Source organism: Paenibacillus sp. PL2-23 (assembly GCF_040834005.1).
GTDB lineage: Bacteria > Bacillota > Bacilli > Paenibacillales > Paenibacillaceae > Pristimantibacillus.
In genome coordinates this window covers 2884738-2907038 of record NZ_CP162129.1, presented here as the reverse complement: position 1 = coordinate 2907038, position 22301 = coordinate 2884738, and the positions used below count along the sequence as shown (strand labels likewise).

At 56.7% G+C, this 22301-nt stretch carries 19 protein-coding genes; 5 read left to right on the top strand and 14 right to left on the bottom strand.

Annotation, left to right across the window (positions count from 1 at the left end):
* Positions 1-2 precede the first annotated feature (2 nt).
* The 9 genes from thpD to AB1S56_RS12550 all read right to left on the bottom strand — a co-directional run bounded on the left by thpD (position 3) and on the right by AB1S56_RS12550 (position 11213).
* On the bottom strand, positions 3-884 hold the full coding sequence (thpD, locus tag AB1S56_RS12590; RefSeq protein WP_340867386.1) for an ectoine hydroxylase: 882 nt from the start codon (positions 882-884) through the stop codon (positions 3-5).
* Positions 885-938: 54 nt separating this feature from the next.
* Complete coding sequence (locus tag AB1S56_RS12585) at positions 939-1331, bottom strand: ectoine synthase (protein WP_340867387.1); 393 nt, start codon at positions 1329-1331, stop codon at positions 939-941.
* Between the two features lie 29 nt (positions 1332-1360).
* Positions 1361-2674 (bottom strand): diaminobutyrate--2-oxoglutarate transaminase, encoded by a 1314-nt coding sequence (ectB, locus tag AB1S56_RS12580; protein ID WP_340867388.1) that lies wholly within the window; start codon positions 2672-2674, stop codon positions 1361-1363.
* Positions 2675-2701: 27 nt separating this feature from the next.
* Complete coding sequence (ectA, locus tag AB1S56_RS12575) at positions 2702-3223, bottom strand: diaminobutyrate acetyltransferase (protein ID WP_340867390.1); 522 nt, start codon at positions 3221-3223, stop codon at positions 2702-2704.
* 26 nt (positions 3224-3249) lie between these two features.
* Positions 3250-4047 carry an ectoine/hydroxyectoine ABC transporter ATP-binding protein EhuA gene (gene ehuA / locus AB1S56_RS12570; protein WP_340867982.1) on the bottom strand — a complete coding sequence of 266 codons (798 nt, stop codon included), beginning with the start codon at positions 4045-4047 and terminating at the stop codon, positions 3250-3252.
* A 46-nt stretch (positions 4048-4093) separates the two neighbouring features.
* Complete coding sequence (gene ehuD / locus AB1S56_RS12565; RefSeq protein WP_340867392.1) at positions 4094-4756, bottom strand: ectoine/hydroxyectoine ABC transporter permease subunit EhuD; 663 nt, start codon at positions 4754-4756, stop codon at positions 4094-4096.
* A gap of 9 nt (positions 4757-4765) precedes the next feature.
* Entirely contained in the window at positions 4766-5416 is a 651-nt protein-coding gene (ehuC, locus tag AB1S56_RS12560) for an ectoine/hydroxyectoine ABC transporter permease subunit EhuC (RefSeq protein ID WP_340867394.1), read from the bottom strand.
* Between the two features lies 1 nt (position 5417).
* A complete protein-coding gene (gene ehuB, locus AB1S56_RS12555) occupies positions 5418-6317 on the bottom strand; it encodes an ectoine/hydroxyectoine ABC transporter substrate-binding protein EhuB (RefSeq protein ID WP_340867395.1) in 900 nt (299 codons plus the stop codon).
* A gap of 354 nt (positions 6318-6671) precedes the next feature.
* The gene (locus AB1S56_RS12550) at positions 6672-11213 is read right to left on the bottom strand and encodes a DEAD/DEAH box helicase (protein WP_340867396.1); all 4542 of its coding nucleotides are present in this window, start codon (positions 11211-11213) and stop codon (positions 6672-6674) included.
* A gap of 136 nt (positions 11214-11349) precedes the next feature.
* Between AB1S56_RS12550 and AB1S56_RS12545 the strand changes: the two genes are divergently transcribed.
* Together AB1S56_RS12545 and AB1S56_RS12540 are read left to right on the top strand one after the other, a co-directional pair.
* Complete coding sequence (locus tag AB1S56_RS12545; protein ID WP_340867397.1) at positions 11350-12261, top strand: NAD(P)/FAD-dependent oxidoreductase; 912 nt, start codon at positions 11350-11352, stop codon at positions 12259-12261.
* Between the two features lie 98 nt (positions 12262-12359).
* Entirely contained in the window at positions 12360-12650 is a 291-nt protein-coding gene (locus AB1S56_RS12540) for a hypothetical protein (protein WP_340867398.1), read from the top strand.
* A gap of 112 nt (positions 12651-12762) precedes the next feature.
* Here AB1S56_RS12540 and AB1S56_RS12535 read toward each other — a convergent pair whose 3' ends face one another.
* The 3 genes from AB1S56_RS12535 to pyk all read right to left on the bottom strand — a co-directional run bounded on the left by AB1S56_RS12535 (position 12763) and on the right by pyk (position 16052).
* Complete coding sequence (locus AB1S56_RS12535; RefSeq protein ID WP_340867399.1) at positions 12763-13029, bottom strand: CD3324 family protein; 267 nt, start codon at positions 13027-13029, stop codon at positions 12763-12765.
* Between the two features lie 403 nt (positions 13030-13432).
* Complete coding sequence (locus AB1S56_RS12530) at positions 13433-14410, bottom strand: EamA family transporter (RefSeq protein WP_340867400.1); 978 nt, start codon at positions 14408-14410, stop codon at positions 13433-13435.
* Between the two features lie 232 nt (positions 14411-14642).
* Positions 14643-16052, bottom strand: a complete 1410-nt coding sequence (gene pyk, locus AB1S56_RS12525) for a pyruvate kinase (protein WP_340867401.1) — start codon at positions 16050-16052, stop codon at positions 14643-14645.
* Positions 16053-16167: 115 nt separating this feature from the next.
* Between pyk and AB1S56_RS12520 the strand changes: the two genes are divergently transcribed.
* A complete protein-coding gene (locus AB1S56_RS12520; protein ID WP_340867402.1) occupies positions 16168-16962 on the top strand; it encodes an AraC family transcriptional regulator in 795 nt (264 codons plus the stop codon).
* Positions 16963-17027: 65 nt separating this feature from the next.
* Positions 17028-19079 carry a molybdopterin oxidoreductase family protein gene (locus tag AB1S56_RS12515; RefSeq protein WP_340867404.1) on the top strand — a complete coding sequence of 684 codons (2052 nt, stop codon included), beginning with the start codon at positions 17028-17030 and terminating at the stop codon, positions 19077-19079.
* 27 nt (positions 19080-19106) lie between these two features.
* Here the strand turns inward: AB1S56_RS12515 and AB1S56_RS12510 are convergent, their stop codons facing one another.
* Positions 19107-20093 (bottom strand): D-glycerate dehydrogenase, encoded by a 987-nt coding sequence (locus AB1S56_RS12510; protein ID WP_340867405.1) that lies wholly within the window; start codon positions 20091-20093, stop codon positions 19107-19109.
* Between the two features lie 162 nt (positions 20094-20255).
* On the opposite strand from AB1S56_RS12510, the gene AB1S56_RS12505 reads away from it, so the two are divergent.
* Positions 20256-20402, top strand: coding sequence for a hypothetical protein (locus tag AB1S56_RS12505; protein ID WP_340867407.1), 147 nt, complete (start codon positions 20256-20258; stop codon positions 20400-20402).
* Positions 20403-20455: 53 nt separating this feature from the next.
* On the opposite strand, the gene AB1S56_RS12500 is transcribed toward AB1S56_RS12505, so the two are convergent.
* Positions 20456-22300: a polysaccharide deacetylase family protein gene (locus AB1S56_RS12500; protein WP_340867410.1), complete on the bottom strand. Its 1845-nt coding sequence runs from the start codon at positions 22298-22300 to the stop codon at positions 20456-20458.
* Position 22301: the final 1 nt, after the last annotated feature.

The window sequence follows — 22301 nt, the reverse complement described above, 5'->3', positions numbered from 1 at the left end:
GATTATCGTGTTGCGATATAGCCAGGTCTCGGCTTTTGGCCGGAGTATGGATCGTTTAGCTTGTTTTCCACACTGTTGTATACCATAAAGACATTGCTGCGAGGATACGGCGAAATATTGCTGGAGGAGCCATGCAGCACGTTGCAATCGAACAACAGGACAGAGCCCGCTTTGCCAACTGGCATCTCAATGCCATGCTTCTCCGCCAGAGCAGCCAAGCTTTCCTGATCCGGCACGCCATATTCCTGCTTGCGCAGCGATTCCTTGAAGTGGTCATCCGGCGTTTGGCCGACACATGCCACGAAGGTTTTGTGCGAGCCTGGAATAATCATTAGGGGACCGTTGAAGGGATGATTATCCGTCAGCGCGATGGAGCAGCTTAATGCCCGCATCGCAGGCATGCCATCCTCGACATGCCACGTTTCGAAGTCCGAATGCCAATAAAATTCCTTGCCCGTAAATCCTGGCTTATAATTGATGCGGGACTGATGAATATACGTGTCCGAGCCCAGCAGGAAGTTCGTGATTGCCGTCAGCTTGGCCTGCTTCGACAAGGCCTGGAATATATCGTTGTTATCATGTACCGCGAATATCGAGCGGACCTCTTTGCTTTGCGGCTCGCGAATGACATGGGAAGCCTCTTGCTCGCGGTACGAGGCCTGCAGCCGGTTCAGCTCTTCACGCCATACGTTGACCTCAGACTCTGTGAAGAAGTTTTCGAGGAACAAATAACCGTTTTTTTCATAAAATGCGGCTTGCTCCTGGGTCAGCGGGCTATCCGGCGTCCACTTGCTGTACACCACGGGATCCTTGCGCTCCAAACGCTCCGGCTGTGCGGCAATACGGGATGGGTAACGGTCCTCTTGTGCTAATTTTTGGCTCATTGTATGCATCTCCATTTCGATTTGATTTGGTTTAACGGCCACTCAACGTCCAGCTTACGCCTGCGTCTCTTCCAGAATAGGATAGACGCCGTCCTTGTCATGCACCTCGGCTCCGGTTAACGGCGGGTTGAATACGCACACCATACGCAATTGGGATTGGGCGCGCAGCAGATGCTTCTCGTGCCCGTCGAGCGCGTACAGCGTGCCTGGCTTAATGGCGTACGTCTCGCCGCCGATCACTTCAATCTCGCCTTCACCTTCAATGCAGTACACGGCTTCCACATGGTTGCGATACCAGATCAGCGTCTCTGTTCCAGCCTTAATAATAGTGTCGTGCATCGAGAAGCCCATGCCATCCTTCTTGAGCAGAAGTCTTCTGGAATTCCATGTCAATGTGTCAATATCGTCCTGTGTATGGATGATGTCATCCAGGTTTTTCACGATCATAGTCCTTGTTCCGCCTTCCTGAATATAAGTTAAGAGGTCGCTCCCGCTTTGGCAAGAGCTGGCTCGAATACTTGCTGCAACGCCGCCTCCAGCTTGGCAAGACCGTCCTTCAATACGGATGTCTCGATCGTCAGAGGCGGCATGAGCTTCGCAACCTCGTCATTCGGGCCGGAGGTTTCCATAATCAAGCCCTTCTCGAAGCATGCGGCGCATAGCTTGCCGGCATCGGCCGGCTGCTTGAACACCAGTCCCTGAATCAAACCTTTTCCGCGAACCTCCATAATTTTGCCGCTATAGCGGGACGCCATCTTGCCGAGGAAGGTGGACACCGTGCTGGCATGCTCGCTTATCCGGTTCTCCAGCTCGCGGTCCTTCCAATAATGAAGCGCCTCCGTTGCCGCAACAAAGCCAAGGTTGTTGCCGCGGAACGTGCCGTTATGCTCGCCGGGATTCCAGATATCATGCTCCGGCTTCAACAGCGTCAGAGCCATAGGCAGCCCGTAGCCGCCGATCGACTTGGACATACAGATGATATCCGGCTCAATGCCAGTCTTCTCGAAGCTGAAGAAGGTGCCCGTGCGGCCGCAGCCCATTTGCACGTCATCTACAATGAGCAGAATGCCGTGCTCGCGGCAGATTCGCTCCAAATTCCGAAGCCATTTGTCGCTGGCGCTATTGAGGCCGCCCTCTCCCTGAAGCGTCTCCAGAATGACGGCAGCCGGCAGGTCCAGGCCGCTGCCTGGATCCTGCAGCATTTTCTCCAGCAGAGAGGTTGTATCCACCAGCGGTCCAAGATATCCGTCGTACGGCAGGAATGTCGTTCCGTTCAGCGGAACGCCAGCTCCTCCCCGCTTGAACGCGTTGCCCGTCGCCGCCAGCGAGCCCAGCGACATGCCATGGAAGGCATTGGTGAAGCAGACGACGTTCGAGCGTCCCGTCACCTTGCGTGCGATCTTCATAGCGCTTTCCACCGAGTTTGTTCCGGTTGGTCCCGGGAACATCACCTTGTAGGAAAGTCCGCGCGGCGCAAGAATCGTCTCCTGGAATTTCAGCAGGAACCTTTCCTTGGCCTCAGTAGCCATGTCCAAGCTATGGGTGATGCCGTCCTCCATCAAATATTCAATCAGCTTGGCGCGAATCCGGCTGTTGTTATGACCGTAGTTAAGAGCGCCGGCACCGGCGAAGAAGTCAATGAATTCCCGATTGTCGCGATCCATCAGCTTGGCGTTGCTTGCCTTGGTGAACACCGTTTTGAAGCTGCGGCAATAGCTGCGCACCTCGGATTCCAGTTGGTCGAACACCTGCAGCTTACTCTTGTTGCTCTCTTGTTTGATTGCGTTCATAGTCATATCTCCTCCTCCTGATATTCTTTAGTTTTCCAGTCGTCCTGCTCCCCGCCGCAGCGGTCCGATGCGGAATAGAAGCTCTGCGTCATGCGCCTCCGGGAACAGCTCTTCACCGTACAACTCCGAGATGGCGCATTCCGCGCCAAAGGTTTTGGCCAAACGAAGGAACAGCTGCCGCGAAGCGATGTTGTCTGGACCAATCGTTGCTTCAACATATTGAATGTCCGCGTTGTCGTCCCGTCGCAGCACCTCAGCCAGCAGCTTGCTGGCAATGCCGTTGCCCCGAAGAATGGGATCTACCGCAATCTGCCAGACGAACAGCGTATTCGGCTCAGATGGCTTGCGGAAGGCGGAGACAAACCCGAGCGTCCGCTCCTCCTGCTTACCTACGCAGCATGTGTCTCGGAATTGATCGCACAGAAGAATATAGGCGTACGATGTATTGACATCCAGGCCGCCGGAGCGCTTGACGAGCTTCCATACCGCATGGCCATCGGCAGCTTCCGGCTTTTGATAGTCGAGTGTTATCGTTTTATGGTCAATCAATGGATCATTCCTCCAAACGTCTTGGCTTACAGGAAGCGGCTCAAGAACGCCTGCAGCCGTTCGCTCTTCGGCGAATCGAACAGCTCGGCGGGCGGACCCTGCTCCACGATCAGGCCCTCCGCTCCGAAGACGACACGATCGGCGACTTCTCTGGCGAAATCCATCTCATGCGTAATCAGCATCATCGCCGTCTCGCCCTCCAGCGCCACTTCTTTAATCACTTCCAGCACCTCGCCCACAAGCTCGGGGTCCAGCGCCGACGTTACCTCGTCGAACACAACAACCTTGGGCCTCATCACTAGAGCACGCGCTATAGCGACGCGCTGCTTCTGGCCGCCTGACAGCTGTGATGGATAATTATCAAGCTTCGTTGACAAGCCGACCTTATCCAGCATAGCTTCAGCCCTGGCATTGGCTTCCTCAGTCCCAATCTTCAGCACGGACGTAAGCGCCAGCGTCACATTGCGCCGGACCGTCAGATGAGGAAACAGGTTGAAATGCTGGAATACCATACCGACCTTCTCCCTCATCCGCCGAAGATGCTTTTCATTGGCGGGCAGCAGCTCCCCTTTTTTACTCTTACGATGCCAGAGCGGCTCCCCGTCGATGGCAATCATGCCGCTTGTGGGCTGCTCCAGCGTCATCAGCATCCGACCAAGCGTTGTTTTGCCGGAGCCGCTTGGCCCGATGAGGGCCAGCTTCTCCCCGGCGTGCAAGGTCAGATCAATGCCCTTAATGACCTCCAGCTCCCCGAATCGTTTGGTTACTCCACGATATTCGACAAGCGCGGGAGACGCGGGGACGATGGAAGCAGCCTCCGTCATCCCCTCTGCCCTTTCTTGTGCAACGATCATACTGGTAAAGCCTCCTTTACGATGCCCGGTTGCGAGCCCACCGCTTCTCCAGCTGTGTAATCGCAAGGGACATGGTCAAGCTGCCCGCGATGAAGATAACGCCAACAATCGTATAAGGCTCGAATACCCGGAAGGATATCGATACTTCATTTTTGGCGCGTAGCAGCAGCTCGATGAACGTGATCGCCGACAAGGTCGGCGTTTCCTTGAATATAACGATGAGATAATTGCCCATTATGGGCACGACGGGCGGGATGGCCTGGGGCAGGATTACCGTACCCCATGTGCGGCTCTTCGACAGGTTCAGCGCAGTTGCCGCCTCCCATTGCCCCTTCGGCACACCGTCAATGCCAGAGCGATACACCTCGGACATGTAAGTTGCGTAATGCAGCCCGAGCCCGATAACCCCTGTTACAAACGCTGACATCGACAACGGTGTCAGCATGGGCAAGCTGTAATAGAGAAAAAACAATTGGACGAGCAGCGGCGTGCTGCGAATAAAATGAACGATTGCCGCTGTCGTACGGCTAATCAGCTTGAAGCGCGAACGAAGCAGCGCTGCGAATGCCAAGCCAAGCACGGCTGCCAGCACAAAGCCGCATAAGGTGGCAAGCAGGACGTTCGGCACCGCCTTCAGCAGAATGCCTGCTACTTCACCTGCGTACTCCCAATTCCACATATCGCTGCGTCACCTCCACACTGTCATCTTGCGCTCCAGCCATGAGATGGGCAGCGAAATGCAGGTGGAGAGCAAATAATAAATTAGGAGCAGCAGGCCGAAGATGACCGGCGTATCCGAATAATAATTGTTGCGCAGAATCATCGCCTCATAGGTCAAATCTGACATCGTAATGAAGAAGACAAGGGATGTTGACTTCAGCATTTCGATCCACAAATTGCCCATTGGCGGCAGCATCCGCACAATCGCCTGCGGCAGCACGATTTGCGTCAGCCGCCGGTAAGGGGACAAATTAAGCGCAATGGATGCTTCATATTGGCCCCGCGGAACCGCCTGGATGGAGCTCCTCACGATCTCTCCGCCATACGCTCCAATATTTAATCCGATAGCCAGCACCGCCGACCAGGTTTTGGACAGCTCAAGTCCCGCCATTGGCAGCGCAAAGTATACCCAGAATAGCAGCACTAGCAGCGAAGCCGCGCGGAACAGCTCTATGTACCCGATCGACAGCCAGCGAATTGGAGGAATCGAGGACAGTCGTCCTAATCCTGACAGCATCGCGAACACCATCGCGACGCAGCCCGAGAGCAGCGTAATCTTAATGGTCACCAGCGCGCCTTGCCCAAGGAACGGCAGCCAGCTCAGAATGGTATCCAGCACGTTACGCTTGGCACAGCTTCGCTGCCGTCATGTCGCCTGGAAGCTCCTGCTCTGTAAAGCCGAAGCTCTGGAGAATTTCCAACAGCTCGCCGCTTTCCTTCATCTTGGCAAGCTCCGCGTTGAAGGCGTCACGGAAGGACGTGTCCTCCATGCGGAATGCTGTCGCGCCGTAGCCGCGGACGCTCTTCCCGTCAACGACAGGCTGCTCGAAATCCATTACGCGTTCGATGCTGCTGTCGGCGGCTTCCGTCAATCTGGATTGCAGCGCCGGTCCTGTCATCGTCATGGCGTCCGCCCTGCCGGATTGCAGCGCGCTGATGGCTGCGTCCTGATCGGGCACAATGACCATCTGGCTTTCTGCCACGCCTGAGGCTGTCAGATATCCGATCTCCACTGCGCCAGCCATAACCGCTATCTTCGCGTCCTTGTTCTCAGCGATAGCTTGGTAGCTGTTCAACCCTAGTGGATTGCCCGCCTGAACGGCCAGCCCTTCGCCAATGCTGTATTCCGGATCCGCGAACAGCACCGCCTCGCAGCGCTCTGGATTAATAAACATGCCCGCGGTGATCATATCGAACCGATTGGAGTTTAAGCCCGCTATTAAGGCAGAAAATTCTGTTAATTCCCCGCGCATTTCCTCTATGCCGAGACGCTTCAGTATGACGCGCGCAATTTCAACCGCTTCGCCAGTCAGCTCACCATTCTCGTTTTTGTACGCGTATGGATTTTCCCCTGCGAACCCAATTGTTACATAGCCTTGCTCGACCGCCTTCTCCAAGGTAGTCTGCCCCTCCGCTTTGTCTCCACCTTTGCCGCTGGACGAGCTTCCGCCGTCCACGCCGCATGCGCCGATTAGCAAAGCGGGCAGCAGCAGCAGCAAGGTCAACCATTTTCCTCGCACTTGTTATCCCAACCTTTCTTGTTTTTTGGAACACTTAAAAGGCTAACATGAATGGCGCTGGAGGTCATTTCCAGTAACAAGCGATATTTTAGCGTATATGGGGCTCTCTGCGGCAGAGGGGAGCTGACCTGCCCTCTTCTCCTTTTTCCTGCCATATCCTGCCTCATGATAGCCAATTGCATGGTTTACATGACGAATAGAGTATGTTATATAAGATAATCTTATAATTAAAATCCGCGAAATTGCGTATCACATTTCATAAACGATGCTTATAAAGAATTTTGTCGAAAAAAAAATAACAAAAAGGCGGAGCAACAGCCGGCCTAATCGCCGACTTGCTCCGCCCAATAGAGGCTACGCCTTTTCCAATTGGCTCAGCCAGAGAACGTAGGAATGCCGATCCCGCTCAGCTCCAAGCTCCTGCAGCAAGACCTCTCCCTGGGACTCCGTTACAGGGACGCCGTCCCACTCGTCGATCACCATTTTGGTCAAACCCTGCTGCCGGAGAATGACACGGAGTGTCGTCTTCAGCGCCAGCCTGCGCAGCTCGTATGCCTTCTCAGACAGCTCCTCCGTATGCGTGGCCGCCCCGCCTCCGTTCTCCTTCATGCTGAATATCCGTTTGCCATTGCTCTCCACCCAATAAGTCCATTCAGAGCCGCTGAGCGCGACATAGCTGCCCTTCTTTCTGCCGAATGACTGGGAAGCATGAGTTTTGGCGGGCCATTCCATGAACAGTCCGTACGGATTAGCGGGATCCATCGCCGAGAGCACGGTTACGCCCTCTCCTTGCAGCTCCTGCGCTGCGGAGCGAAGGCTTCCTGCGAGCTCCGGCGTCGTGAACTGGATGGCCGCGGCGCCCTCCACGAATATGCCTCTCGTCATATTCCCCCATTCCTCCAGCCTGTTCAGCACGGGCAGCACCTCGTCCCACCGGAACGGCGTATACGCCGATACAAGCTCCTTGGTCACGATGCCATAACAGTCGATCAGCTGTCCAATCCAATGAGCCGCTGAAGTCGCGCGCGCGGCTTCCGCGGGAGCATGGGCCGGCTGCGAGGCTTCATGGGCTGACGTGTTGTTCAGCAGCGAGGCAGTCGCATACCATCGGCCGAACCCCGAACCGGCTTTCCCGTTGTCCTTGCCCTTCTTCAGCAGGCTCAGCCGCAGCGGAGCAAATTGATCGTTGGAGGCATGTCCCTCCCATACCAGCTCCAGCAGCTCCAGCAGCGTCTCGCTGGGCGTCTTGCCATAATCACGGCTAAGCTTGGTAAGGAAGCTGGCTCCGCTAGCCGCAAGCAGCTCCAGCAGCTCCCGATGCTTGCTCTCTTGCTTCGCCGCATGATCCGCATAAGGACGAATCAGCTCGATATCAGCCGCCAGGAAAAATGCGATTTTTCCTTCCTTCGCGCCATCCCCGCGGCTCCCCAGCCATATCACCTCGCCCGTTGCGCACAACGCGTCCAAATCCTCCTTGCGATATTGCGCAATTCGCGACGGGAACAGGAAGCTCTCCCAATGCGCCGCAGGCAGGAACAAGCCTTGCATTCTGCCCATCACCGCAAGCAGCCCTTCCCTTCCCTGCAGCTGCGAGCCGACAAGCGCGTGCTGCCGGAGCGCCAGGTAGGAGCACCAGCGCTGCGGCGCCATCGCTGACGCCAGCTTGCGTCCTTCTCCGATCGACAGCCTGACGATCTGGGCCGCTACTTTGGCGCTGCACCAGAGCCGCTCATCCTCGTCCGCCGCGAAGGGGGCCTGCTGAAGGAGGCCCAGCCTTACCAGCTCGTCGACGATCGAGCGAGCCGCTTCCAGCGTCAGGGCAGGATAACGCTCGCATAGCTCGGGCTCCGTCACGGACATTCGCCCCTCCGCGTAGCGGCTGATGACAAATGCGTCCGATTCGGCATGGCCGGGGAATGACTCATAGATGTGAGCTTCATCGGCGCAAATCCAACGCGGCAGCGGCTCGTCATCCTCCCCCCTGCGGAAGTCAAAGGAGAGGATACGCCCTTCTGCATGGAGCTTCTCCAGGCTCTCCATCGCCTGAGCCCCGCCAGCCTGGACAAGCTCGTCTACGCCGGCATCCCCCACTTGCTTCAGATATGCATAGGCCCCCTGGGGATGCCGCGGCTCCGGCTGTCGCTCGCTGAGCCTCTCCTCCATCTGCAGCAGCGCTTCCTCCGCGATGCCGCCGCTGCTGGACGGGCTCCCGAACAGCTCCTTCGCCAGCCCCTTGCTCATGTGCATGAGACCCGCTTTGGTAGCGGCGTCCAGACCGTCTCCTTCATATAGGCGCATATTGACGTAATCCGCCAGAAATTGCGTCGCCATTGGCGACGGGAATTCCGTCTCCCGCACCACGATTTGGATGGCTCCGCGGCGTATATCCTCCAATAGCCCCATCAAACCCCGCAGATCCAAATATTCCTCCATACAAGCCTTCATCGCTTCCGTAAGATAGGGGAAGGATTCCGCGTAAGGCAGCGCCTCGCGAAGCAGCTCCTCGCTGCGCAGACGCATCTGCCACATAGGCACCCGTGTGAAGCTGCGCGCGAGCAGCAGCGACGTCTCGGCAATGCGGCGGAACGCGATAGCTAGGAGGGGCGAGCCCGTCACCGCCTCTGTCAGCAGCGTCTCCAGATTAGCCGGCGTGACCTCGGCGATCATGCGCAGCCAGGAGGCGTCCCATTCCGGCAGAACGAATTCAATGCCGTTATCCTTGGCGTTGCCGTACAGCGAATAAGGCAGCGTCTTCTCGAATTGGCGCTGAATGGCGAGCAGCCAGGTGCGATTCACTTTTCTGCCGAATGGGTTAAGGATAATAACATGGGTCTGATTCATCATATCTCGATATTGCTCAATCACGATACGTCCTGCCGTGGGAAGCTCGCTGAACGCATGCTGCGAAGTCGCATAGCCGATCAGCTCCTCCGCCGCGTACCGGTCCAGGCCGCAATCGCTGGCCAGCCAGGCCATTGCTGCTTCCTTGCGATCCGGATGGACCCCTCCCGCTCCGCCCCCGCCGCTCCATTCGCTCCACTGCTTGCTTCTAGCCCGGTCAGGCGCAGGGTCCAATCCCAGCTGCTCGCTCAGCCGCTCCAGCAATTGTCCGACCTTGATGCCTAGCCCCAGCGACCGTCCAGGTCCCTCGTTGCGCCAGAATGGAATTTCGCTGAAGCTGTTGGCGGCTTCGGATACATAGATTCGATCCTTATCGATCCGCCTAATCATCCAGGAGCTGGTGCCGAGCAGGAAGACATCGCCGACGCGGCTCTCATGCACAAATTCTTCATCCAGCTCGCCCAGGTGGGCTCTGCTCTCCAGATGATGCACGGGGTATTGCGACGATTGCGGAATCGTGCCGGCTCCCGTCATTGCGGCTATAGAAGTATTGCCACGCTTCGTCAGCAGCCCGGACTCCCGATGCCAATCCAGAATCGGCCGGGCGAAGGGATACAGACCCGATAGCACGGCTAGAACGCTTTCGATCTGGCGAAGGGATACCGCCCGGTAGCTGTCGCTTCCTGCCAGAATGGCATACAGCTCGTTCACATGAAGCTCCCTGGAGGCGACAATCGCGATGATCTGCTGCGTTATCACGTCCAGCGGCGCCTCTGGTATGGTGATCGGCTCGATCTCGCGCGAAGCGATCATGCCGCCAAGCACGGCCGCTTCAGGCAGCGCGCCTCGCTGTCTGATAAGCATGACGCCCCGCGAGAGGCCTCCCACCTCATGGCCTGCCCTGCCCACACGCTGAATGCCGGAGGCTGCTTCCAGCGGCGAATCGATCTGAATGACAAGATCGATATGGCCTACGTCGATGCCAAGCTCCAGCGATGAGGTCGCGACCAGGCAGGTGAGCTCGCCGTTCTTAAGCATCGCTTCTACCTCCAGCCGCTTCTCCTTGGACATGCTGCCGTGATGGGCTCTTGACAGCTCATAGCCGGCATAATCGTTCAGCCGCAGCACAAGCCGCTCGCACAGCCTGCGGCTATTCGTGAAGAGGAGCACCGAACGGCAGCCCTCCATCAGCGCGAAGATGCGCTTCAGAATGGGCAGCCATACCGCATCCCGCGTATGGGCCGGCGCGCTAGCGTCCGGCATCGTCACCAGCATGCTCATTCGCTTCTGCATGAGGCTTTGGACGATATGAACAGGGCGGCGGACATAGCCAAGCGGATGGCGGAAGCTAGAATCGTCGTCAGCTTCAGGCCATGATGAAGCTCGCTGGGGAGCAGTCCAGCCGCCAACAAACTGAGCGACGCGGCTGATGGGGTTTTGAGTGGCGGATACGCCGATGCGCTGAATCGGGCGTTCCGTCAACGACTCCAGCCGCTCCAGCGACAAGCTGAGGTGCGAGCCTCGCTTGTCCCCCGCCAGATCGTGTATCTCGTCGATAATGACAGATTCGGTTGTTCGAAGCATCCTCCGGCCCTGCTCTGACGTCAGCAGAATGAACAACGATTCAGGTGTCGTAATAAGCAGCTCCGGCGGCCGCTTGGCCATCGCAGCGCGCTTCGACGAAGGCGTATCGCCTGTCCTTACCCCGCTTGTGAGGCCGGGCCAGGCGCTGTTGATCCGCTGCGCCTCCTCCTCCAGCTGCTCCGCGAAGGCCAGCACGTGATGCTGGATATCGTTATTGAGCGCCTTGAGCGGCGTAATGTAGAGCAGGCGCACGCCCTTTGCGCCGCTTCGCTCCTGTGTGACGATGCCATGGATGCAGGGCAGCAGCGCCGCCAGCGTCTTGCCTGATCCCGTGGGTGCGGCAATAAGCGTATGCTGGCCAGCGGCAATCGACACCCAAGCCAGCTTCTGCACATCGGTGGGCTCTCCGAACGTACGGTGAAACCATGAGGCGATAACCGGATGGAAAGCAGGGAAAGCCTCTATCGGCATAAGGACCAGCTCCAACTGTCATAATATATAAGCATGCTATTGCATGACTTTTCCAAGTCAACACTATTATAGCAGTCGACATCGCTTATCGGAACTAAAGATAGGCTGCCGATGGACAGAGAGGAGCACAACGACGATGGATTGGGATGTGGCGATCATTGGCGGCGGGCCCGCGGGCTTGAGCGCAGCATTGCTGCTGGGCCGAGCGCTTCGAACGGTCATCTTAATCGACAACGATCGACCGCGGAATGCCGTTGTGAAGGCGTCTCACGGCTATATGACCAGAGACGGCACAGCGCCCGGCGAGCTGCGGCGGCTCGCGCGCGAGGAGCTTCGCGCTTATGCTTCCGTTCACCTGGTCAGCGGTACCGCAGCAGATGTCTCGCAAGCTGATGGCGAATTCCTGATCACCTTGTCTGACGGCAGCTCCTATATAAGCCGCAAGCTAATCATCGCAACGGGCTATGCCGATCACCTGCCGGATCTTCCCGGACTGCGCGAAGCTTACGGCATCTCCGTATTTCCATGTCCGTTCTGCGACGGGTATGAGCATAGGAATACGCCAATGGCCGTATTCGGCCGAGGGGAGCAGGTGTATCCTTTTACGAAAAAGCTGTATAACTGGAGCAAGGACCTTGCCCTCTTCACGAATGGTCCTTCAGGTCTTGGAGCCCGCGAGCGAAGCGAGCTGTCGGATCGAGGCATCCCTCTGTTCGAGGAGCCGATTCAGGAGCTGGCATCCCGCAACGGCATGCTGCATGCCGTTATTCTGAGGGGCGGCGCTGCGATCCCCCGCACTACCGGCTTTATACCGGACACGGGCGGCGCTGAAGCGTCTGATCTTCCGGAGCGCCTCCTGGTCAAGCGCGATCAAACGGGAAAATTCGATACAGGTCCGCACGGAAAGACGTCTGTCGACGGCATGTACATCATCGGAGATGCCAAAAACGCCTTTACAGGCTTGATTGGCGCAGCCGGAGAAGGCTACGAAGCGGGCACCATCCTGCTGCGTGAGCTTGCGGAGGAGGATTGGAGCCGTTGTCGATAAGTATATAGGCTCAGCGGCGAAGTTCTGACAAACATTTTAATTCCCGTCTGATAGAGTTATAGGCATGTCGCCCATATCTAACAGAGGAGAGTTAACACATGAAATTAATTATGAATGAAAGCTTTGACAATGAAACCATAGCGTTCGACGGCTTCAGCTTCAAGAACTGCACCTTCACCAATTGCGTTATCATCATCACGACGCTCCAATTCCACTTCGAGAACTGCTCCTTCTACGGCTCGACCTTGCATGTCCATCCAGAGCTGCCGATCTTTGAGGTGTCCCATCGTCTATCCCAGTCGTCTTACGACCACGATACCCGATGCTACCGCGACGATTACAAATATCCAAGGACCAGCGTGCCGCTGCCCACAACATCCGCCAACTAAGGCGTGTCTGCACACCCGTTCCCATTGCCAAAAAAAAGAGCCTCCGTCCTATCGCGCTGTCCGCGATATGCCGGAGGTTCTTTGTATGGGGTCCGCTCGCTTGCTCCCGCCATTATCGTGTTTTCACAATAATCTTGCGGATGCTTTCACTCGACAGATGATATTTGCGCTCCAGCTCCGCGACGGTCGCGCCGTTGCTGTAGTGCTGGAAAATTTCCTTGTTCCGCTCCGCCAGCAGCTTCCGCGTGCCGCTCACCTCGCCCCAGCTTGCACGCTGGTTGGAGGGCTTGGGAATATAGATCAAATCGCCCTGGATATATTTTTGCAGCTCCATCAGGAGACTAGGGGGAAGCACGTCTCTTCCATTTTTGTAGTTCACGGTATAGGTCCTCCTCGAATATGTTCAATCGTGTGGCTTGCGTCATTTGGTCTTTCAGTACAACATTTTGCATGCTTGCCGCCTCCCTTTCCTGAGTTTTTTGCGGGGTGGTCCCCTGCTTCTAATGAAGCGTCATGTTCCATTATAATGAAAACTTTTTTTGTTAACAATCTTTAGTTTAGATGAATGTTTTATTCACCCGAAAACATAAGAAGAGGCCCGAAGGCCTCTTCTGTTACGGCGTTCCCGATTACTCGGAAACCACCTCTAGGTTGTGAATCAATGCAATCAGCTCCTTTCCTTCACCTATTGTGTCGGCCCGACATCTACAGTATAGTGCCAATCGATGGAAGCCGGAAAGGAATAAAACAGGTATAAAACAAACTTTACCAACGCCGCTTCATCAGGGTGTGGTGCTTGTATAGGTCGTTGTCGCGGCCGTTCGCGGGGACATGCCCCGTCGCAGAAGCTTGATCAGCTCCGGATAGGCAACGCCAAGGAGCACCAGCACGACGCCTCCCCATTGCAGGGGCGTAACCTGCTCCTGCAGGACGATCGATGAGAGCATAACCGCAACAGGCAGCTCTGCCGCTCCCAGAATGCCGGCCATACCCTCCCCGATGTGGGGAACGCCATACGCGAACAGCAGCGGCGGGATAAACGCTCCGAACAGACCAAGCAACGTGCCGAAGAGCATTAAAGGACTGAACAAATCGCCGTTCCATAGGAACGCAGGCTTGAACAGCGCGAACACCAGCAGCATGCCCCCCAGCATCATCCATTTGCTGCGTGTCGCGGGAGCCGCTTGCGGCACCGCCTTGCCGCTGAACAGAATAAACAGCGAATAGCTGACGGCAGCCAGGAAGCCAAGCAGGATTCCCCACAGGTTAAACTGGCCGCCTCCATGCTCTATAATGCCGGCCGCCAGCAGCGTACCGCCAAGCAGGATCGCCAAGGTGGGATACATCACGCGTTCCGGACGTCTGCGCTGACGAATTGCCTGTATCAGCACGCCGATCCAGGTGAATTGGAACAGCAGCAATATCGCCAGGGACGCCGGAATGTAGCGCAGCGATTCGTAATAGAGCAAGCCGGTCACCGCTGTAGGCACGCCCGCCGCCATCAGAAGCAGCCGCTGACCCCAGCCCAGATGGACCGGGGATGGCGCAGCGTTCGCCGCAGTGGTATGCGAGGCGCTCTCTCTTCTCTTCGCCCGCCGCTCCATATAAGCCGCGAATAACCAGGAGAGAAGGAAACCCACCAGCAGCTGGCTGCCGACAACCTCACCCAGCTTATAGCCTTCCCCGTACGCCAGCACAACGAAGGTGGACAGCACTCCGTAGCTTGCCGCGCCTAGAAATACCGATAAGATATGTTTCATCTATTGTTGCACTCCTTTGACTTCATATACCCACTGCCCCAACGCAAAAAAAGCTACGGATGGACCTCTTATCGATGGGATAAGAGAGACCATTCGTAGCGTGGAAGTAAGGCTTCCCGTAGAGACCCTCGCCCTGTGCCCGAAGCTGTTATGCGAGGTTATACGATGTATGATGCGTATGTGTGAGCCTCACTTATTGTGTCATCCGGAGAGGAATCTGTCAATAGGGCTGCTATTCCATTTGTTGAATCTGAATCAGGTTGGTAGCGCCTGCGCGGCCGCTCGGCACGCCGGCGGAGATCACGACAAAGTCGCCGGAAGCCAGCAGCCCTGTCCGGCCTGCGTTCCGAATCGCCGAGCCGATCATCTCGTCCGTCGACTCGCCCTTCACGGGAATGACGCCTCGCACCATTGTTAACCGCTTCAGCACATAATCATGTGCCGTAATGGCGATTATAGGCGCGCACGGGCGGTATTTGGACACCATGCGCGCAGTGAAGCCGCTCTCCGTCGGCGTCAGGATCGCTTTGGCGTCCAGCTGCAGCGACGAGCTGACGACCGCTTGGCTGATCACTTCCGTCACTGACGCCGTTGGCACAGTCAGCTTGCTTTGGAACTGCTCCCCATGATCGATTGTCGATTCAGCGCGCTCCGCAATCATGGCCATCATACGCACGGACTCCAGCGGATATTTGCCTGCAGCCGTCTCACCGGACAGCATGACGCAGTCCGCGCCCTGCAGCACGGCATTCGCTACGTCGCTCACCTCTGCCCGCGTAGGCCGCGGATTGACCTGCATGGAATCCAGCATTTGCGTGGCGACGATAACCGGCTTGCCGGCCAGATTGCATTTCTGGATCATTTCCTTCTGAATCATCGGCACGTCCTCGGCCGGAATTTCTACGCCAAGATCGCCGCGCGCGACCATAATGCCATCCGACACTTCGATGATGGAGTCCAGATTCTCGACGCCCTCTTCATTTTCAATTTTCGAAATAATCTGGACATGACCGGCTCCCGCATCCTCCAGGATTTGGCGCACCTGCAGGATATCCTCCGCCTTGCGCACGAACGATACCGCGATAATGTCCACGCCTTCCTCTACACCGAACGCAATATGCTTCACATCCCGCTCCGTTACGCCGGGAAGCGTTGTGCGGATGCCAGGTAGATTGACGCCTTTGCGCGGCTTAAGCGGTCCGCCGTTCAGCACGCGGCAATGCATTTCCGTACCCTCTATTTGCTCAACGCTCAGCTCGATTAAGCCGTCGTCGATCAGCACCTTGCTCCCGCTGGTCAGCACCTTCGGCATATCCTCATAATTCACCGCCACGCAGCTGCCGGTGCCCGTAATGGGACGGGTGGTAAGGGTCAGCATGTCGCCCGCCTTGAGCTCATAGCTGCTCTCCTCAAGCGTGCCAATCCGAATTTCCGGTCCTTTAATATCCATCATGACGGAGACAACCTTGGCCGCCTCGCCCGCAGCTTCGCGGATTAAGGCGATCCGGCCGCTATGATCGCTTAGCTCGCCATGCGCCATATTCAGTCTCGCCACGTTCATGCCGGCGTTCATCATTTCTTTTAGTATCGATATTGAATTGCTGGACGGTCCCATAGTGCACACAATTTTGGTCAAGCTCATGTACGATTATCCCTCCACCTGGTCTTCTATTCTGCTTCATTGTATAGGCAAATGCTGACGGCTGTACATGAACTATAGTATGATGAATGTACTATAGTATGCTCGGAGGTGTCGGATGCTGTCGGTTGTGGGGATGAAGCTGGTGCAAGGCATGAGCTGGTATGAGGAGAACGACATGGAAGCGGACGTCTGCCGGCTGGCGGTTATATCCTATGGGAAGTGCCTGTATTGGATCAACGGTGAGAAGGTATTGGCGGAGAGGGGAGATTTCCTGTTCATTCCGAAGGGCGCAGCGTTCTACGGCAAGAGCGTGCCTACCGTATTCCACGAGCAGTACGTTCTGGAGCTGCGTCTCCTGCCGCTGGAAGCCGCAGGCGTCACGCTTCCCATGCTGAGCGGATCCCGCGGCTATTCGAAATCCAAAGCCGGCTGCTACGAGCTGGTGCTGGAGCGTCTGCGCGGCTTGTGGAAGGAATGGCAGGAGGCGCTCCCGTTCACAGCGCTCAGGGCGGCGGCGGTTGCGCTTGACTCGCTTGTCGTCTGGGGACGGGAGCTGGAGCGCGGCGAACCGGCCAACGTGTCGCTGCTGCATGCGGAACGGATGAAAACGTACATCCAGGAGCATTACCGCACCAGAATTACGAAGGAGCAGCTCGGCGATTGCATCGGGCGAAGCCCGAATCATGCCGCAAGCCTGTTCCGTCGCGTAACAGGACAGACGATCAGCGAATTCGCCCATCATGTCCGAATGCGGACCGCCGTCTATCTGCTGAAGGAATCGCTGCTGTCCGTCACGGAAATCGCCGATTATTTGGGCTATTCCGACGCCTCCTATTTCCAGCGCGTATTCAAGCGTACAACGGGACTGTCTCCTTCCCACTATTTGAAAGACAGACCGCTCACGGTATAATGGGTAAGCTGGCTAGACCGCACGATTGGCCAGAGTAAGATGAAGCTTGCTAGGGAGGCAATAAAATGATGCAACAGCTACCCGCAGACGGCGTTGTTCGCTCCGTCTGTCCGTTTGATTGTCCCGATACATGCGGCTTGCATGTCACGCTGAAGGACGGTCGGGTTACGGCGGTTACCGGAGACCCCGACCATCCCGTCACAAAGGGCGCAATCTGCAACAAAGTGCGGCAGCTGCCGGACCGCGTACATCATCCGGACCGCCTGCTTACGCCAATGCGCCGAGTAGGCCCCAAGGGATCGCTGGCGTTCGAGCCCATTACTTGGGAGGCAGCCTATGGGGAAATCATAGATAAGATGAACGATATCATTCATCATGACGGAGCAGAGGCGATCCTGCCTTACAGCTTCTATGGCAATATGGGCATTCTGAACGCGGAGGGCATGGACCGCCGCTTCTTCCATCGTCTCGGCGCAAGCCGGCTTGCGCGGACCATCTGCAACGCGGCGGGCTCCGCCGGCTACAGCTATACGATGGGCGGCTCCATTGGCATCGACCCTGAGGAGACCGTGCATACGAAGCTGTTCCTCATCTGGGGCTGCAACCTGGTGTCCACGAATATGCATCAGACGATGCTGGCGACAGAGGCGCGCAGACATGGCGCCCGCATTATTCATATAGATGTACACAGAAACCGGACTTCCGCATGGGCTGACGAATGTATATTGATTCAGCCTGGCTCCGATGCCGCGCTTGCGCTTGGAATCATGCATATTCTTATCCGCGAAGGGCTGGTGAACGAGGCTTTCGTGAAGGAGCATACTGTTGGCTATGAGGAGCTTGCCGAGGAAGCGAAACGTTATTCGCCATCGGTTGTTTCCGCGTTGACCGGCGTGCCGCCACACAAGCTGGAGGAGCTCGCCCTGCTGTATGGCAGGACAACTCCATCATTTATCCGCATCGGCAATGGTCTGCAGCACCATGATAATGGAGGCATGGCGATTCGCGCGATCTCCTGTCTGCCAGCCTTGACTGGGCAATGGTCCACCCAAGGGGGCGGCGCAATGAAGGGCAACAGCTGGTACTCCCGCATCAATCACGCCAAGCTGGAGCGGCCCGACCTGCTGCCGGACCGCAAGGTTCGCACCATTAATATGAATCAGCTTGGCTATGCCCTGACGGAGCTTGACAAGCCGGTGCGCATGCTGTTTGTATACAACAGCAATCCCGCGGTTGTGGCGCCGGATCAGACGAAGGTGCGCGAAGGCTTGCTTCGCGAGGATCTGTATACGGTCACGCATGACCTGTTCCTGACGGATACATGCAAATATGCCGATTTAGTGCTGCCCGCGACGTCTCATTTCGAGAATTTGGACCTGTACAACTCCTACTGGCATTTGTATGTGCAGCTTGGCAAGCCGATTCTGCCGCCGGCCGGAGAAAGCAAATCGAACTTTACGCTGTTCAAGGAGCTTGCGCTTCGGATGGGCTTCGAGCCCGAGCTGTTCGACATGACGGAGGAGGAGATGATCACCGAGGCTCTCGACAGCAGGCTGAATCCCATGCTGGAGGGTATCACCTTCGAGGCCTTGTCCCAGAAGCATTGGATGAAAGCCGGCGACGGCCGCAGGCATCCCCTCCCAGGGAAGCTGCCCACGCCAAGTGGCAAGATCGAGCTGTATTCCAAATCCATGCTTCGCGCTGGCTTCTCGCCCGTTCCGACTCATACGCCGCTCTTGGAGCCCGAGACGTATCCCTTCCTGCTGACGACGGGACCCAATCACAGCTATATCAACTCGACCTTCGCCAATCAGCCCAAGCTTCAGAAGCTGGAGAAGACGCCGACGCTGCACATGCACGAGCAGGATGCAGCGCGGCTCGGTCTAACGGATGGGGAGCTCGTTCTGGTGCGGAATGATCGCGGCGAAGCCCGGCTCACGCTGAAGTCCGGTACCGACGTGCTGCCCGGCGTGCTGGTCACACAAGGGCTTTGGTGGGACGATGAGGCCAGCGGACGAAGCCCTGTCAACGCGCTGACGCCTCAGCGACTATCCGATATGGGCGGCGGAGCGACCTTCTTCTCCAATCGCGTCGAGGTCGTCAAGTTGGATGCCTGAGCTACGGATAGACTTACGCAACTAAAGTTAAGGCGTCACGGCCTTGAACTCTGGGACCATATGCGGCGGCGCTTCGCCGCGCAGCACAGCCATCAGATTGCGGGCGGCGAGCATCGCCATATCGTCGCGAGTTTTCGTCGTGGCGGAGCCAATATGCGGCAGCAGCAGCGTATTAGGCAGTGTAGTCAGAGGATGTCCGGCAGGCAGCGGCTCCTTGTCGAACACGTCCAGGCCAGCAGCCCGAATGGTTCCGTTGCGGAGCGCCGCCACCAGCGCAGGCTCGTCGACCGTCGCGCCGCGAGACGCATTGACGAAGATTGCGCTTCGTTTCATCAGGCTGAATTCCCGCGCGCCCATCAAGCCTTTGGTTGCGGGCGTCAGCGGAGTCAGCAGCAGGACGAAGTCCGAGGTTGCCAGCAGCTCATCCAGATCGGTATGCACGGCGCCATACTTCTCCTCCGCTTCCATCCTGCGGCTTCGATTATAATATTGCACCTTCATGCCGAAGCCAAGTGCCGCTCGTCTCGCAACGGCCTCGCCGATCCGTCCCATCCCGATAATGCCAAGCGTAGCGTGGTGGACGTCGACGCCGAACAATTGCGTCCCGTCCCCGCGCTTCCACTCCCCTCTCCGCACATAGGCATCCAGCTCTGCGACGCGTCTCGCAGCACCCAGCATAAGCAAGAAGGCCAGATCGGCAACCGTCTCATCGAGCACCTCAGGCGTATGCGTGCCCACTACGCCCCTGCGCTTCATCGCCTCGATATCGAAGTGGTTGTACCCCACGCTCACGGTGCTGACTACCTTCAGCCTCGGCGCGCTCGCCAGCAGCTCGTCATCGATTCGACGGCCCATCGTCATATACCCTTCCGCATGCGCCAGCCTGGCTGCCAGCTCGTCGCGTGGAATCGTATCCTCGCCCTGCCATACATCCAGCTCACAGCTTTCCTCCAACACCTGCTGCACCTCATCTGGTATGCGCCGATCAACAAATACGCGCGGTTTTCCCGTCATATGCTCCACCCTCTCCTATTCCATAGCTTGCTATCGCCGTTATACACCATTTCAGCCCTATAGTAAAGCTCAGCAGAGTCAGCTCCGCGCTTCTGCTGGATGTCATTCCCATCCATAAGGGATGAAGAAACGGTAAATTCTATTACCGAAAGGAGGCCGATTATGGGCCGTCACAAACCGAAATCCGAAGCCGCCAAGAACGAAGCGTTCGCCACGAAATCCCGCTTAGCCGAGAATGAAGCGGCGGCGACAAGCGAACAAAATAAAAACCAAAAGGGGCATCTGCCGAACAGTCCTTCCACCGGCTAGCCACACAGAGCAAATGGCCGGCAGAGCTCTAGGCGAGCTTGCCGGCCATTCCCCTATTTCCCTTGCAGCAGACGCACAAGCTGCTCGCTCGGCACCTCAGGCCCGCCATTAATTCGTTTCAGCGCAAACAACGATCGAGGATCGCCTTGCTTGATAACGCTAATGCCTGAAGCCGTTGACAGCGTCGCGCGATATCCCATATCCTTCAGCAGCTGCTCGGACAGATGTGTATAATAGCCGAACGGATAGGTGAACACCCGCACTTCATTCTCCAGTCGGTGCTCAATGAGCGCCTCCATCCCTCCGATATCTCTTCGGAACGCCTCCGCGTAAGCGCTGGTCGACTCGCCTTCCATGGGCAGCACCCCCACGCGAAGCGACCCGCTTGAGGAATCGGACTCATGCATGTCGTACGTATGATTCTGAATGCTGATGACGCCGGAGCGCTCCATCTCCTTGGCCTGCTCCCATGTGAAATGGGGATAGAATGGCTTGTTCGGCAGCCGATGCTCCTCACGTCCTACCGACCAGCCGATAATGGAAATGGTGGCGTTCATGCCCAGCTCCTTCAAGACGGGATAAGCATATTCATAGTTGCTGTAGTAGCCGTCGTCGAAAGTAATGGCGAGCGGATTGTCCGGCAGCTCCTTCTTGCCGTCCACGTAATCAATGAGATCGTGAATTAGCACGGTGTTGAACCCCGCAGCCTTCACCGCCTCCATATCCTCCCTGAATTTAGCCGGCGGCGTGATCAGCGAGTTAGGCTCGTAAGGATCATCGTCGATATGATGATAGACAAGGATTGGCATAGCCATGCCTTCCTTGGCGGCAGCATCCATCTCAGGAGGCCTTGTGAAGATGCGTTCAACGTGGTCCGACACATTAGCCGTTGTCGTCATATGGCCGAAGCCGCTTGGCACATACACATCCTTATCCTCAAATATATACCCAAGCATCATACGCCCCACCGTATTGCGATAATGCATCGTGTCATAGAAATAGCGAGGATCGCCGCTCACGTTCGTATATCCCGAGAAATCCCAGAAGTCCGTGACGCTGGCCAGCTTTCTCCAATAGGTTTTCAGGTCGTCCAGGTTGTAGCTGCGAAGCTCCTGCTCCGAGGTCGCCCCTGTAATGAGCCGGAAGGTCGCTCCGTTCGCTTCGGCATAAGCCTTCATACGCGCCAGAGCCTCTACATTTTGGTCCATGGCTGTCGCTTCCAGCCTGCCGAACGGCGCGAACGCCTCCCGATTCGCCGCCATATACGATTCCAGGTTATCGACGCTTTCGGCGTCGCGCTTTACTTTATTGTACACGCCCGTCTCCGGAATAAACTGCGCATATTCGAAGGAATCGATCGCCCGTTTGGCGAAGCCCTCCAACTTCCGATAGCTGTAGACAGGATTCAGCTTCAAGTAGTCCAGGTAGAAGCCAAGCCGGGACTCGCCCGACACCTTAGCATGCAGCGATTGCTTGAAATCGGTTGGCTTTTCGTTAAAGTGGCTGATTTCCTGCAGACTCATATGAAGCACAATATGGCGCGCCTCGTATTCGTCGATCAAATAATAGAGCGTCTTCTCATAATCATGGAAATCGCCGCCATACATCAGCATGCTGTAGAAGCTTGCCCCGTCCCCGTAATAGTCGTTCAGCAGCTCCGGCGAGATGGAGCTGGATTTGGAGCCTCCGATAATATAAGCATTATACCGTTCATGATATTGGTCCAAATATCCGATTTTGGCCACACGCGGATTATTGACCATATTGTAGGAATGCCACTTCAGCACTCTGTCGCCGAACACCCCGAAGGGATCGACGACCATGTTCAGTCCCGCCACAGCCGCACCGGCCAGTCCGAGCGCAGCTATAAACGCGATCAGCCATTTGCGCAAGCTCATA

What these genes read in the sequence shown, in the direction of transcription:
- AB1S56_RS12520 (WP_340867402.1), top strand. Translation starts at nt 16,168, where the DNA reads ATGCTGTCGGTTGTGGGGATGAAGCTGGTGCAAGGCATGAGCTGGTAT.
- AB1S56_RS12510 (WP_340867405.1), bottom strand. Translation starts at nt 20,093, where the DNA reads ATGACGGGAAAACCGCGCGTATTTGTTGATCGGCGCATACCAGATGAG.
- AB1S56_RS12545 (WP_340867397.1), top strand. Translation starts at nt 11,350, where the DNA reads ATGGATTGGGATGTGGCGATCATTGGCGGCGGGCCCGCGGGCTTGAGC.
- AB1S56_RS12505 (WP_340867407.1), top strand. Translation starts at nt 20,256, where the DNA reads ATGGGCCGTCACAAACCGAAATCCGAAGCCGCCAAGAACGAAGCGTTC.
- ehuA (WP_340867982.1), bottom strand. Translation starts at nt 4,047, where the DNA reads ATGACGGAGGCTGCTTCCATCGTCCCCGCGTCTCCCGCGCTTGTCGAA.
- AB1S56_RS12515 (WP_340867404.1), top strand. Translation starts at nt 17,028, where the DNA reads ATGATGCAACAGCTACCCGCAGACGGCGTTGTTCGCTCCGTCTGTCCG.
- pyk (WP_340867401.1), bottom strand. Translation starts at nt 16,052, where the DNA reads ATGAGCTTGACCAAAATTGTGTGCACTATGGGACCGTCCAGCAATTCA.
- AB1S56_RS12540 (WP_340867398.1), top strand. Translation starts at nt 12,360, where the DNA reads ATGAAATTAATTATGAATGAAAGCTTTGACAATGAAACCATAGCGTTC.
- ectB (WP_340867388.1), bottom strand. Translation starts at nt 2,674, where the DNA reads ATGAACGCAATCAAACAAGAGAGCAACAAGAGTAAGCTGCAGGTGTTC.
- ehuD (WP_340867392.1), bottom strand. Translation starts at nt 4,756, where the DNA reads ATGTGGAATTGGGAGTACGCAGGTGAAGTAGCAGGCATTCTGCTGAAG.
- thpD (WP_340867386.1), bottom strand. Translation starts at nt 884, where the DNA reads ATGAGCCAAAAATTAGCACAAGAGGACCGTTACCCATCCCGTATTGCC.
- AB1S56_RS12530 (WP_340867400.1), bottom strand. Translation starts at nt 14,410, where the DNA reads ATGAAACATATCTTATCGGTATTTCTAGGCGCGGCAAGCTACGGAGTG.
- AB1S56_RS12500 (WP_340867410.1), bottom strand. Translation starts at nt 22,300, where the DNA reads ATGAGCTTGCGCAAATGGCTGATCGCGTTTATAGCTGCGCTCGGACTG.
- AB1S56_RS12585 (WP_340867387.1), bottom strand. Translation starts at nt 1,331, where the DNA reads ATGATCGTGAAAAACCTGGATGACATCATCCATACACAGGACGATATT.
- AB1S56_RS12550 (WP_340867396.1), bottom strand. Translation starts at nt 11,213, where the DNA reads ATGCCGATAGAGGCTTTCCCTGCTTTCCATCCGGTTATCGCCTCATGG.